The 14,083-nt window shown below is 46.8% G+C and carries 8 protein-coding genes; all 8 read left to right on the forward strand.

Features of this window, described 5'->3' with window-relative positions; all coding sequences use genetic code 11:
• The first annotated feature begins 1 nt into the window (after position 1).
• The 8 genes from RSJ42_RS02450 (at position 2) to RSJ42_RS02485 (ending at position 13,888) form a co-directional block, all read left to right on the forward strand.
• Positions 2-2,398 (forward strand): type I restriction-modification system subunit M, encoded by a 2,397-nt coding sequence (locus tag RSJ42_RS02450; RefSeq protein ID WP_410509144.1) that lies wholly within the window; start codon positions 2-4, stop codon positions 2,396-2,398.
• Positions 2,395-3,435: a PDDEXK nuclease domain-containing protein gene (locus tag RSJ42_RS02455; RefSeq protein ID WP_410509145.1), complete on the forward strand. Its 1,041-nt coding sequence runs from the start codon at positions 2,395-2,397 to the stop codon at positions 3,433-3,435. Before RSJ42_RS02450 ends, RSJ42_RS02455 begins: the two co-directional genes overlap by 4 nt.
• On the forward strand, positions 3,432-3,608 hold the full coding sequence (locus RSJ42_RS02460) for a hypothetical protein (RefSeq protein ID WP_410509146.1): 177 nt from the start codon (positions 3,432-3,434) through the stop codon (positions 3,606-3,608). The genes RSJ42_RS02455 and RSJ42_RS02460 overlap by 4 nt, the downstream gene beginning before the upstream one ends.
• Positions 3,605-4,909: a restriction endonuclease subunit S gene (locus RSJ42_RS02465; protein WP_410509147.1), complete on the forward strand. Its 1,305-nt coding sequence runs from the start codon at positions 3,605-3,607 to the stop codon at positions 4,907-4,909. The genes RSJ42_RS02460 and RSJ42_RS02465 overlap by 4 nt, the downstream gene beginning before the upstream one ends.
• The gene (locus tag RSJ42_RS02470) at positions 4,906-8,034 is read left to right on the forward strand and encodes a type I restriction endonuclease subunit R (RefSeq protein ID WP_410509148.1); all 3,129 of its coding nucleotides are present in this window, start codon (positions 4,906-4,908) and stop codon (positions 8,032-8,034) included. Before RSJ42_RS02465 ends, RSJ42_RS02470 begins: the two co-directional genes overlap by 4 nt.
• Positions 8,034-8,750, forward strand: coding sequence for a M48 family metallopeptidase (locus RSJ42_RS02475; RefSeq protein ID WP_410509149.1), 717 nt, complete (start codon positions 8,034-8,036; stop codon positions 8,748-8,750). The genes RSJ42_RS02470 and RSJ42_RS02475 overlap by 1 nt, the downstream gene beginning before the upstream one ends.
• Before the next feature lie 386 nt (positions 8,751-9,136).
• A complete protein-coding gene (locus tag RSJ42_RS02480; RefSeq protein WP_410509150.1) occupies positions 9,137-11,938 on the forward strand; it encodes an ATPase, T2SS/T4P/T4SS family in 2,802 nt (933 codons plus the stop codon).
• A 12-nt stretch (positions 11,939-11,950) separates the two neighbouring features.
• Entirely contained in the window at positions 11,951-13,888 is a 1,938-nt protein-coding gene (locus RSJ42_RS02485; RefSeq protein WP_410509151.1) for a hypothetical protein, read from the forward strand.
• The last annotated feature ends 195 nt before the right edge of the window (positions 13,889-14,083 follow it).

Raw genomic sequence — 14,083 nt, forward strand, 5'->3', positions numbered from 1 at the left:
AATGGCTCTAAAAAAATCTGAACTTTACTCTTCCCTCTGGTCCAGCTGCGACGAACTTCGCGGTGGAATGGATGCCAGCCAGTATAAGGACTATGTACTCTCCCTATTGTTTATCAAATATATCAGCGACAAATATGCTGACACTCCTTTCGCACCTATTATCGTTCCCCAGGGTGCAAGCTTCAAGGATATGGTCGCACTCAAAGGAAAACCGGACATTGGTGATCAGATCAACAAAAAAATAATCGCTCCGCTTGTCAATGCCAACAAGCTGTCTGACATGCCGGACTTCAACGATTCTGCCAAGCTCGGCAGCGGTAAGGAAATGGTGGGCAGGCTTACTAACCTCGTTGCTATTTTCGAAAACCCTGCCCTTGATTTCTCGAAGAACCGTGCCGAAGACGATGACATCATGGGCGATGCTTACGAATACCTGATGCGCCACTTCGCAACTGAAAGCGGAAAAAGTAAAGGCCAGTTCTATACTCCTGCAGAAGTCAGTCGGATTATAGCACAGATACTTGGAATCCGCTATGCCAATACCACAAGTTCCACCACAGCCTATGACCCTACATGCGGTTCAGGTTCACTGCTTTTGAAGGTTGCAGACGAGGCACGAACCAAGATAACCCTGTACGGGCAGGAAAAAGACGCAACCACGTCAGGTCTTGCCCGCATGAACATGATCCTGCACAACAACCCTGAAGCACTTATCGTGCAGGGGAACACCCTTACAGATCCCAAGTTCAAGGAAGGGGAAACGCTCAAGACCTTTGATTATGTCGTTGCCAATCCCCCTTTCAGTGACAAGAGATGGAGTACTGGACTTGACCCGCTTAAAGATGTTTACGAACGTTTTAAGCCATTTGGAGTTCCGCCTGCAAAGCAGGGAGATTATGCATATCTATTACATATTGTCCGTTCGTTAAAAAGCACAGGCAAAGGAGCCTGTATCCTTCCGCATGGTGTTCTGTTCCGTGGAAATTCCGAAGCTGAGATCCGCCGTGCTCTCGTGCGCAAAGGTTACATTAAGGGGATCATAGGTCTGCCAGCCAACCTTTTCTACGGTACCGGCATCCCTGCATGTATTATTGTTATTGATAAGGAAGAGGCTCAAAACCGCAGGGGCATTTTCATGATCGATGCCAGCGCGGGTTTCATGAAGGACGGTCCCAAGAACCGCCTCCGAGCTCAGGATATCCACAAAATAGTGGATGTTTTCACAAGGCAGGCAGAGATCCCGAAATACTCGCGGATGGTCAGTTTTGAGGAGATCGAGAAGAATGAGTTCAACCTCAACCTCCCACGCTATATCGACAGCCAGCAGGCTGAAGACCTTCAGGACATTGAGGGACACCTGCATGGAGGAATTCCGTGTGCGGATATTGATGCCCTTGAACGTTACTGGAACGTCTGTCCGCAGCTTCGGCAAACCCTGTTCAAAGAGAAGCGCCCTGGCTACCTTGAGCTTGCCGTTGACAAGGCGGCTATCAAATCTACTATTTATGAGCATCCCGAGTTTGCAGCTTTTATCGCTGACATGAATGCTCATTTCGCTGCCTGGCGTGAGACTACTTCTTCTATGCTTTGGCAGTTGCAGCCTGGCTTCCACCCCAAGGAAATCATAGACGGGCTTTCAGAAAACCTGCTCGCCCATTATGCAGACAAGCCGCTCATCAACAAGTACGATATTTATCAGCACCTGATGGACTACTGGGCTGAGACCATGCAGGACGACTGTTATCTTATTTCTGACGAGGGGTGGAAGGCTGAGACCACTCGCATTGTCGAGAAGGACAGGAAAGGAAAAGAGAAAGATAAGGGCTGGACCTGCGACCTCGTACCAGAACAGCTTATCGTTGCGCGTTATTTTTCAAAAGAACAGGAGGCTATTGATAAACTCGCTTCTGAGCTTGAAAGTATCACAGCCAGCATGACTGAGCTGGAAGAAGAACAGGGCGGTGAGGAGGGAGCTTTTTCGGAACTTGACAAGGTGAATAAGGCAAATGTGACTGCACGCCTGAAGGATATAAAAAGCGATAGGGAAGCAAAAGAAGAAGCCGCTGTCCTCAATGATTGGTTAAAGCTAGCCAATAAAGAAGCAGATCTGAAGAAACGCCTCAAGGAAGCTGAATCCCTGCTTGATTCAAAAGCCTATTACTATTATCCAAAGCTCACTGAGGATGATGTCAAAACGCTTGTTGTGGAAGATAAGTGGCTCTCTTCGCTTGATACAGCCATCCACGGCGAGATGGACCGGATCAGCCAGTCCCTTACCCAGCGTGTGAAGGAGCTGGCTGAACGCTACGAAATCCCGATGCCGCAGATGACCGACCGCGTGACTGAGCTGGAAGCAAAAGTGAACCGGCACCTGGAGAGGATGGGGTTCAAATTATGAACAGGAAAACAAGCATTTTGCCCGCGGACTATGGAGACTGGCTTTACAGCCTGAAACAGCGGATTGCAGGCGCACGACAGCGTATCCTGCTGGCTGCAAATGAAGAGCAGATCCGCCTCTATCACGATATAGGCCGTGATATTTTGGATCGCCAGAGCCAACAGGGCTGGGGTGCCAAGGTAATCGAACGGCTCTCCATAGACCTGCGTGAGGCTTTCCCGGATATGAAAGGCTTGTCGGCCAGCAATCTCAAATACATGCGGTTCTTTGCCCAGAACTGTCCTGATCTTAAATTTGGTCAGCAGTCTGCTGACCAATTGCCCTGGTTCCACATAATCACCCTGCTGACCAAACTGGAGACTCCCGAGTTGCAGGAGTGGTATGCCAGAGAAGCTGTCCAACAAGCCTGGTCACGTGAAACACTGGAAATACAGATCAAGAATCAGCTCCATCTCCGCCAGGGTGCTGCTATCAACAATTTCCAGCAGAGGCTTGAATCACCACAGGCAGGACTTGCCACCCAGATCCTCAAAGACCCATACCACTTTGATTTTCTCGGCCTCGGAGATGAGGCGCGTGAGCGTGATATCGAGAACGCACTTATCCGGCACATCACCCATTTTTTGCTGGAACTGGGTGCCGGTTTTGCCTTTGTCGGGCGCCAGGTCAGACTGGAAGTGGAAGGCGATGAATTCTTTATGGATCTGCTTTTCTACCATACTCGCCTGAAATGCTACATTGTCGTTGAACTCAAAGCCGGTGCCTTCAAACCCGAACACGTAGGACAGCTTAATTTCTACCTTTCCGCAGTGGATGCACAGATCAGGGCGCCGGATGACAGACCCACCATCGGTCTTCTACTCTGCAAGACCAAGAAGCGACTCATCGCCGAATATGCCCTCTCAGGCATGGATAAACCAATGGGTGTGGCAGAATACCAGCTCGTCCGTGCCCTGCCCGAACCCCTGGACACCTGCTTGCCCACCATCGAGGAACTGGAAGCCGTTTTGTCCGCGGAACTGGAGGGTGAGGAATGAATCTTAGAGATAAGGATTACATCCTGGCAGAGATTTCCAGGTACGAGAACTCCAATTATAATGATAAAGTGATTCGCAACTGGATCAGGAGCCCTAATCCCGTCGAATTCGACGGGATTAGAATACAGGCAGAGATGTGGAATCCTGAATCGGAACCGGAGGAACAGCAATGAGCGCGGAATGCAGCGCCATCGATATCCCTCCCGGCTACAAACAGACCGAGGTGGGGGTGATTCCTGAGGATTGGAAATTAACAGACCTATCATCTGTATGTAAGGAGCCTATGCAGAATGGGGTATTCTATAAACCTTCGCTTAAAGGAGTAGGGATAAAGCTAATCAATGTTGGAGATCTTTATACTCAGCCCCCGATAGATTCTGATAAATTGGAATTGTTTAATGCTTCGGATAAAGAACGTGAACGATTCAAAGTAGAAGATGGTGACCTATTTTTTACTCGATCATCCGTTGTTCCCTCGGGTATTGCTCATTGTAATATTTACCGTGCGCCTGAACCTGAACCTGTTGTTTTTGATAGCCATGTCATTAGGTTGAGACCAGACATCGCGAAGGTTGTTCCTTTGTATCTATTTAGGTTCTGTGTCGCAACAATCGCACGCCATTATCTTGTATCACATGCCAAGACGGCCACGATGACAACTATTGACCAGGGGGTTTTGGGAAAATGCCCGGTTATTTTGCCTCCCATCGACGAGCAAGAATCCATCGCCAAAGCTCTCTCCGATACGGATGCCCTTATCGAATCTCTGGAGCAGCTCACCGCCAAGAAACGCCAGATAAAACAGGGCGCCATGCAGGAATTGCTGACTGGTAAGAGAAGGTTGCCGGGATTCGCGACAAAAGCTGGCTACAAACGTACGGAAATAGGAGTAATTCCAAAGGATTGGCTCGACTACACTGTTGGAGAATTAATTGATTTTGAAGGTGGTTCCCAACCAGACAAGAGAACGTTCATCTTTACCTCGAAACTTGGATATGTTAGACTGATTCAGATTCGAGACTACAAAACAGACAAATATGAAACATATGTGCCTACCAGTCTTGCAAGAAGATTCTGCACTAAGAGCGACATTATGATTGGACGGTACGGTCCACCCATTTTTCAAATACTTCGCGGACTATCAGGTGCCTATAATGTTGCTCTTATAAAGGCTAAACCTCGACCCCAAATCAATCTAACTTATGCTTACTATTTCCTTAAGCAAGACAGCTTGTTCGAGTTTATAGATAAACTCTCTCAGAGATCCTCTGGCCAAACCGGAGTTGATCTTAAGGAACTAAGGAATTATCCGTTATCACTCCCACCTACCAAAGACGAACAAGAAGCTATCGCCACTATCCTATCCGACATGGACTCAGAAATCACCGCGCTGGAAGAAAAGCTTGCCAAAGCCCGCCAGATAAAGCAGGGTATGATGCAGGAACTGCTTACAGGGAGGGTTCGATTGATATGAGCATTGGAAAACCCGAACGAGCCACTCAGGATCGGATAATCTCTCTTTTTCATGACGAACTTGGCTACAGCTACCTCGGGAACTGGATTGACCGCGAAGGTAACAGCAACATAGAGGAAGAACTGCTGGCTGCCTACCTTACAAATAACGGTTACACTTCCAACCAGATCGGCGTTGCGCTCCACGTGCTGAAAAACGCAGCGAACCGCCATAACCAGAGCCTCTACGCCAACAATCAGGCAGTTTATAGCCTTCTGCGCTACGGCGTCCCCGTGAAAACCGAAGCGGGAAAGGTTACGGGTAGCGTCCAGCTCATAAACTGGCAGGAACCGGAGAAAAACTATTTTGCAATTGCTGAAGAAGTAACCCTCAGGGGAAACAGGGAGCGCCGTCCCGATATTGTACTCTATGTGAACGGCATCGCAGTCGGCGTGCTTGAACTGAAAAACAGCCGCGTGACAATCGGAGATGGAATCCGCCAGAGCCTATCAAACCAGCAGCCTGAGTTTAACGAATGGTTCTTCCGCACCGTGCAGTTCATTTTTGCAGGCAACGATTCCGAAGGCTTGAGGTACGGCGCTATAGGCACGCAGGAGAAGTATTTCCTCACGTGGAAAGAAGACGAAGAGGATAACAGCCGCTATAAGCTCGACAAATACCTGCTAAGGATGTGCAGCAAAAACCGGCTCATAGAGCTGATGTATGACTTCGTTCTCTTTGACGGCGGAGTGAAAAAGCTTCCTCGTGTCCACCAGTATTTCGCTATTAAAGCAGCGCAAAAACACGTCAGGCAGCACAGGGGAGGAATAATCTGGCATACGCAGGGGAGCGGAAAAAGCATTGTCATGGTGCTCCTTGCCAGATGGATTCTCGAAAACTACCCCAATGCCCGCGTGGTTATCGTCACTGACCGCGATGAGCTGGACAAACAGATAGAAGGGATCTTCCTTGATGCAGGGGAACCTATTATACGCACCACCAGCGGCCGCGAACTGATGAGCCAGCTCAGCCAGGCTAAACCGCGCCTCCTTTGCTCCCTTGTCCACAAATTCGGGCGCAAGAGCGCTAACGATTTTGATGCGTTCATTAAGGATCTGGAATCCCAGCCCAGCAAAACCGTGGGCGAGGTTTTTGTCTTCGTGGACGAATGCCACCGTACTCAGAGCGGGAAATTGCACAGGGCTATGAAGGCGATCATGCCGAATGCAGTCTTTATCGGTTTTACCGGCACGCCGCTTCTCAAAAAGGATAAACAGACAAGCCTGGAAGTCTTTGGCGGCTATATCCATACTTACAAATTCAGCGAGGCAGTAGAGGATAAAGTGGTCCTCGACCTTGTCTATGAAGCACGTGACATCGACCAGCGCCTCGGTTCCGAACAAAAAATCGATGCCTGGTTTGAAGCAAAAACGAAGGGGCTCAACGACTGGCAGAAAGACGAGCTAAAGAAACACTGGGGCACCATGCAGAAATTGCTCAGTTCACGCTCCCGCATGGACCGGGTAGTAAATGATATCATCTTCGATTTTAGCGTAAAGCCCCGCCTGTCCGGTGAACGCGGGAATGCCCTTCTTGTAGCATCAAGCATCTACGAAGCCTGTAAGTATTATACCCTTTTCCAGAAAACACCTTTCAAAGGCAAATGTGCAGTGGTAACCTCTTACAACCCGCAGGCTCAGGACGTAACAAAAGAGGATACAGGCGCAAATACCGAGACAGAAAAAGAGTTCATCTACAACACCTATACGGAATTGCTCAAAAATATCGAAACCACTCCGGGAATGACAAAGACCGAGACCTACGAAGATAAAGCAAAATCTCTGTTCATAAAAGAACCGGCTAACATGAAACTGCTTATCGTTGTGGACAAGCTTCTCACCGGATTTGATGCCCCTCCCTGTACCTATCTCTATATTGACAAGTCTATGCAGGACCACGGCCTCTTCCAGGCAATCTGTCGCACCAACCGGCTGGACGGCGAAGACAAGGACTTCGGTTATATTGTGGACTATAAAGACCTGTTCAAAAATCTGGTCAACGACAGGGGAACCGGAGCCCTGCAGGTCTACTCTTCCGAACTGGACCGCAGCGCAGGCGGCGCCGACCCTGAGGTTTTAATGCAGGACCGCCTCAAAAAAGGAAGGGAACGACTTGATAATGCCCTTGAGGTTCTTGCCCTGCTCTGCGAACTAGTTGAACCGCCAAAAGGCGAACTTGAATACATTCACTATTTCTGCGGTAATACTGAAATCCCAACCGATCTTCAGGAACACGAAACTCAACGTGCTGCACTTTACAAGGCCACTGCTTCGCTGGTCCGTGCCTACGCCAACATTTCTGACGAACTGGAAGCAACAGGGTACAGCGGTTCAGATATCACCCGCATTAAAAAGCTGCTGGAGCATTATCTGAATATCCGTGAAATCATCCGCAGGGCGAGTGGAGAAAGCCTCGACCTGAAGGCTTACGAAGCGGACATGCGCCATCTCATAGACACTTATATAGAGGCAGCCGAACCCAGAAAAGTCTCATCTTTTGAGGATATGCCCCTGCTCGAACTGATTGTAAAAACAGGAATCGACAAAGCCATTGTAACCCAGCTCGGCGGATTGAAAGGCAACAGGAATGCTGTCGCAGAGACTATAGAAAACAATGTCCGCAGCAAAATAATAAGAGAACACCTGAACGACCCGGCATACTACGAGAAGATGTCTGCCCTGCTGGACGAAATCATAGCCGCCAGAAAGGCTAAAGCCATCGAGTATGAAGAATACTTAAAACGGATTGCTGACCTTGTAAAGCAGGTGGAAGCCGGACACGAGGACGATATCCTCGAAGCGCTTAAAATAAGCCCTGCATTGAGAGCTCTCTATAACAACCTGCAAAACCATGGAAAAGGATTTGAGGGCCAGGTAGAAGAAAACGGTGAATATATAGTACCCTGTGATCAGGCTCTTGATCTGGCAATCAGTCTCGATGAAACAGTGAAAAGGGTCAGATCCGACAACTGGCGCGGTATTGAACCCCGTGAGCGGGTAATCAAGAAAGCCATATATGATGTCTTGAATGACGTTGATGAGGTAGAGCGTATCTTCTTAATCATAAAGGCACAAAAGGAATACTGATGACCACGCAGATTGAACTCGGGGATATCACAGTAGACGTAGTGCTCAAGGATATCAAAAACATTCACCTGAGTGTGTATCCGCCCAATGGCAGAGTAAAAATATCTGCTCCCCTGCGAATGGATATGGATACTATTCGTATATTTGCTATCTCCAGGCTGGGATGGATCAAAAAGCAACAGAAAAAGTTTCAGGAACAGGAGCGTGAAACCCCACGTGAGTACCTTGACCTTGAAAGCCATTACGTGTGGGGGAAACGCTATTTGCTCAAGGTGATCGAAGTCAATGAAGCACCTTCGGTCGAATTAAAACATAGCAAAATGATCCTGCGAGTGCGTCCCGGTACAGACGATAAAAAGAAGCAGGCTATTATTGACTCTTGGTATCGCGAGCAGCTTAAGAAAGCTGTACCGCCATTAATTTCCAGATGGGAACCACTGCTGGGCGTGAAGGTAGAGCGGTTTTTTGTGCAGCGGATGAAAACAAAATGGGGAAGCTGTAACCATAAAGCACGTAACATCAGGCTCAACACCGAGCTCGCCAAAAAACCAAAAGAGTGTCTCGAATACACAATTGTACATGAAATGGCACATATACTGGAGCCAACACACAATTCTCGCTTTATGTCATTAATGGACCAGTTCATGCCAAAATGGCAATTCTGCAGGGACAGGTTAAACCAGTTACCGGTCAGGCATGAGGACTGGATTTATTGATAAAATTTCCTTTTAATTTTGCTTTAATACTATTTTTATCTCCATTTATTAACATTTTATTTTTATGTTTTTAAAAAACAACAAACAGACAGGCTGAGCCGTTTTTCGATTTGTGATATAATACATAGCTTCCAAAGACGGGGAGATATTTCCGGCATGTATAATGTAACAGATAATCAGCTAATTCCCAGTGCTAAAATAACGAAATACAAATTGGCGTTAACCAGAAGCCTGTTTTTTATTTAATATTTTTATTTAACCAAAAAATCTTTATGGACAACCCAGAGAAAATTTTAATACAATTAAAGATAAATTACAAAGTCATCAGGGGAAATGGGGGTTGAATTCTGGACATAAAGCTTAAACTTCAGGACGCTGCCAGCAGTTTGCAGGAAGCTGTCAAAAGTTTCAATCCTGCAGTATTTCAGGGTAAAAAGGAAGAGAAAGAAGAGCCCTGCCCGCACAGGATAAAGCAGACAAAGAACCGGAAAACAATTGTGATTAACTGCAAAGAATGCGAGTTCGAGTCTACATTAAACGATTCGCACTGCAGAAAAAATGTCTTTGACATCCTCCAGAAAGAGATTCATGCCGACTGTCTTGTACTCTCAAGGCTTTACGAAAGGGATTATGAAGGAAAATCCCTGTCCCTGCTTTATGCTCTGGCAGGCTTCAAGGGAACTATTGCGGCATACAGGAGCATTGAAGTCGTTTCTGAAGCGTGTACACGGCAGGAGAAGAAAAAATGTGAACTTGAAAGAAAAGAGATAATTGCTTCTCTCGCCGAAACCGTGGAAACTGATCCTTTAAAAGCCAGATTGGAGCTGAAAGAAATCATTAATGGGAGGATGTTTTCGAAAGTTCCTGACACTTCCTTTGCGTGTGATACTTCAGGTGACACTTCTTCCGTCTGCACTGCGTGTTCCGAAGGTTTCAACCTCATCCTGAATGAGATTGTAGAAAAAATTTCCTGCTTTCCTGAAGTTAATGCTGTTTCTGTTATCAAAAAGTCCATCCATTTCTCGGCATCGGGCTGCTTAGCATCAAGCTGTTTAGAAGGTCTGGAGAGCGAAAAAAAAAACACAAATAACTTGAAAGAAAATGAAGGTAAAAGCTCAAAGTTAAAGTTGGAAATAAGGGGAAGAAAAGGAAAGAAAAATGGAAACTTCATAGAAAATAATTCCGGAGAAGAAATTCCTGTCTCTTTATCCAGAATCACCTTCTCCGGCTTTGTTTCGCATTCTGTCAGGAGAAGGGATAAGGAGCAAAAGGAAAATAAAAAGGCTGAATTTGCAGAAGATTCCAAAAAACCCGCAAATCCCGCAGGCACTTTTTTCGACTATGAGAGCCGGATTAAATCCCATGTCCGACCGCCTTTTTCAAGTTCAAGGATTTATACCGAGGCTCCGGAGAATACCGAATTTCTCGAATGTTATGATATTAACGGCAAGGAGGGAAGGAGGCTTGAAGTCTCCCTTTATCGCTACACCGACAGGCCTGAAAAGCTTTACATGATCATGCCTCCTGAGTACAACCTTAAGCAGGAAGAACTCAGGCTGCTTGAGAAGGTAAGGAGGAGAATGATAAAACACAGGCCAAAAGACCTCGCCTTTGCAGACCCTTCAGGGGCGAGGGAGTATTTCAAACGGATGGCAAAAGCCCTTCTGGGAGAGGAACTGCTCAAAAGCGGAAATGCCTGCACTCCGGATGAACTTGAAAGTTATTCCGACCTTCTTGCAAGGTATACAAACGGGCTCGGTATCGTAGAAGATCTCCTTTCTGATTCCAGAATAACTGACGTATACATCAATGCCCCTGCAGATACAAACCCTGTTCATGTTGTTATGGAAGGGGAAGAGTGTACAAGCAATGTTTTTCTTTCTCAGGACGACCTTGATGCCCTTGTCTCAAGGTTCAGGACCATTAGCGGCAGGCCCTTTGGAGAAGCTATTCCCGTACTTGAGCTTAACCTTGAAGCATTCGGGGTAAGGGTATCCGTGATAGGAGATCCTTTGAGCGCAAACGGGCTTGCTTATGCCTTCCGAAAACATTCTCTCACACCCTGGACTCTTCCGAAACTGATCAATACGGGCTCGGTTTCTCCTTTTGCAGCCGGGCTTTTAAGCTTCCTTATGGACGGGCAGGCTTCTGTCCTTGTTGCAGGAGAGGTGGGAGCCGGGAAGACATCGCTCTTATCGGCAATGCTGCTTGAGATCCCTCAGAAGTACAGGATTCTGACAATTGAAGATACTCACGAACTTCCTACAGAAGACCTCCAGGAACTGGGCTGGAAAGTGCAGGGAATGAGTTCGCAGTCATCTGTCCTGAAATCAGGGGCAGAAATGAGCCCTGAAACTGCACTTCGAGCTGCATTGAGGCTTGGAAGTTCTTCTCTGGTGCTGGGAGAAGTAAGGGGGCCGGAAGTAAAAGTGCTTTATGAAGCCATGCAGGTAGGAAATGCCGGGAACTCGGTTATAGGCACTATCCATGGATCGTCAGTAGAAAACGTTTACGAGAGAGTTGTACATACCCTGGGAGTTCCCCCGGCTTCTTTTAAAGCTACCGATGCCGTAATAATCTGTTCAGGTATCAGACCGGGAGGCAGCATGAGAAAGGTAAAACGTGTCAGCAGGATTGCAGAAGTTACCTGTGCCTGTATAGAAGAACTGGAGCCTTCCGAAATCTTTACCGATATCATGTATTATGATCCGTCTTATGACTGCCTGCTTGCAGGAGAGGCTCTCGAACAGGGGCAGTCAGAACTTATTGGAAAAATTGCCCGGAAATGGGGGATTACGATTGACACCGCCATTAAAAATATTGAATTGAGAGCAAGAATAAAAGAAAAGATTGCAGCCGAAGGGGTTCGTATGCCCTTCCTGCTCGAAGCAGGAGCTGTGAGTAAGGCTAACAATATATTCTGGCTGCTTTCGGACTCAATTAAAACAGAGATAAAGGCTGAAACAGGTGGCAGAACAGCAGGAGAGACCAGTTTTAAAAACGGCTCTGAGTCCAGTTCAGAAATTTATCTTGAAGAACTGTACAGGCAGTGGGAAATATGGTTTGAAAGTTTTGTCAGGGAGCAGGCTGAAACGGAAAACAGGAATAGGAATAAAGGAACGCAACCGCCTGCTGAAAGACAACTACCCAAAGAAGAGAAGATCCCGGAAACAAAAATAACTTCCTGAGGGCTGGGAAAAATGGAAGACAGTAACTGGTACGTAAGAGCCTGCAGATCCACGGTAAAACATTGGGGATGGGCTGTCCAGGATCATCAGGCTTTCAGCAGGAAATGCGAAAAAAGTGTGAGTCCTGAGTACAGGGATGCACTCAGGTTTACAGGCTTTGATCTGGAGGCCTTTGAGACTGTACTGTTTTCTTATGTGGGCACACTGGTGGCTTTAATTCTGCTTCTCGGGATAGACCTGGTCCTGCTCCTTTCCAGTAGTTTTGATCCTAAAACTCTTTTTGTAATGGGGATCCTGACCTTCGTTATCCCGCTGATAGTACTCTGTTACCTGAGTGAGTATGTAAAGATAAAGGCAGGGTTTATGAAAATATCCTCTCTCGGGGATATTCCGGAAATCCTGAGCTATGTAATAATGTCGATGAAACTTGTCCCTAACCTTGAACATGCTGTCCTTTTTGCAGCCAGGAACTCGGAGAGGCCTCTTGCCACGGACTTAAAAAAGTTAATCTGGGACCTGAATCTGAGGATTTACAGCAGCATGGACGATGCTCTCCTATCTTTTGCCGACCTGTGGGGTAGAAACAGTGAATACTTTAAAAGATCCCTGCACCTGATTAAAAGCTCAACAGCCGAACCGGATGAAGCCCAGAGGGTTATCACCCTGAACCGGGCTCTCGATATCAGCCTTCAGGGGACTGAAAGCCTGATGGAAACTTTTGCCGAAAAGCTGAAGACTCCGAGTTATGTCCTTTATTCGATTTTTATTCTTATTCCGCTTGCCCTTGTAGCTCTCCTGCCTGCGGTCACGGTTGTGGGAATGAAACCAGAGATTACCGATCTTGTACTTCTTTACGATTTTGTTTTCCCTTCCCTTGCAGCAATCTATTCGGAATATATCCTGATGCAGAGACCTGTTGCTTTTATTCCCAGGCAGATTCCGGACACTCATCCTGATCTTGCAGATATAAGGCAGAGGAAGCGCATTGCCATACTCTCCGGGGTTCTTGTCTGTGCTCTGACAGCTCCTCTTGGATATATTCTTCTTTTTCTGGGGAACCCCGGTGGAATAGTGTCAACAACCCCTCTTGAAGGATACCTCCTTCCAGCCCTACCTCTGGTTATGGGCGGCACTGCAGGACTTTCAATATACCTTTACTTTTCCTCTCTTCCGTACAAGAAAATAAGAGACAGGATAAAGCAAATGGAACAGGAGTTTGCAGACTCTCTCTTTGTACTCGGCAGGAGGATTTCTGAAGGAAAATCCCCCGAAGAAGCCTTTGCCTACACTTCCAGGACAATGGAAGGTTCAAAAATAGGAGAAGCCTATGAGGGGATTTCTATGAACCTTCTCAGCATGAGGACAAACCTTAAAGATGCTGTTTTTGATGAAGAATTCGGGGCTTTCAGGCACGTATATTCCGAAAGGATAAGAAACACAATGCTCCTCTTTACGGAAAGCGTCCATAAAAACCACGAAGCTGCAGGAGCTTCAATTGTCAAGCTTGCCGATCACTTAAAAGAGCTCAGCGACGTAGAAGAACGCATAAAACGTTCCCTTTACGACGTAACTTCAACAATGCGCACTACTGCTGCGATATTTGCTCCCCTTATTGCAGGAATTACCCTTGCCCTTTCCGAAGTTATTACGAAAATCCTGAACCAGGTAGCAGAAAGAGTGAGCAGGGTTCCGGCAGACCTTTCCGGAATGCCCGTAGAAATCAGTCCTGAAACTTTCTCTCAGTCAATTCTTCCGGACCAGTTCCTGCTTGCAATAGGGGTTTATATTGTCATTATCAGTGCAATTCTCACGCGCTTTGCAGGAGCAATAGAATACGGAGGAGAACAGGCGCAGCTAAAGTATGACCTTGCCTGTATGCTTCCAATTACGGTGATTATCTTTGCGGTCTCAGCTGCGGCTTCAAGGGTAATTTTCGGCGGGCTGGTGTGAAATTTGAAAAAATAAGCCGGAAATAAATAGCAGCAGCGTCCTGAACTATTATAAATTCGAACCAAGTTTCTATGCATGATATATTAAATCGGTCAATTCAGGTCGGGTTTTCGATTCGGAGCTTCTTAAATACTCTTAAATTCGTAATTTATGGAAAAAATTTACCTGTTACCCTAAATTACGAATTCAATCAAA

Source organism: Methanosarcina hadiensis, assembly GCF_046529725.1.
Classification (GTDB): Archaea; Halobacteriota; Methanosarcinia; order Methanosarcinales; family Methanosarcinaceae; genus Methanosarcina; species Methanosarcina hadiensis.

Coding starts and splice junctions, on each gene's coding strand:
- RSJ42_RS02460 (WP_410509146.1), top strand. CDS start 3,432: ATGAATCTTAGAGATAAGGATTACATCCTGGCAGAGATTTCCAGGTAC.
- RSJ42_RS02470 (WP_410509148.1), top strand. CDS start 4,906: ATGAGCATTGGAAAACCCGAACGAGCCACTCAGGATCGGATAATCTCT.
- RSJ42_RS02465 (WP_410509147.1), top strand. CDS start 3,605: ATGAGCGCGGAATGCAGCGCCATCGATATCCCTCCCGGCTACAAACAG.
- RSJ42_RS02450 (WP_410509144.1), top strand. CDS start 2: ATGGCTCTAAAAAAATCTGAACTTTACTCTTCCCTCTGGTCCAGCTGC.
- RSJ42_RS02455 (WP_410509145.1), top strand. CDS start 2,395: ATGAACAGGAAAACAAGCATTTTGCCCGCGGACTATGGAGACTGGCTT.
- RSJ42_RS02485 (WP_410509151.1), top strand. CDS start 11,951: ATGGAAGACAGTAACTGGTACGTAAGAGCCTGCAGATCCACGGTAAAA.
- RSJ42_RS02475 (WP_410509149.1), top strand. CDS start 8,034: ATGACCACGCAGATTGAACTCGGGGATATCACAGTAGACGTAGTGCTC.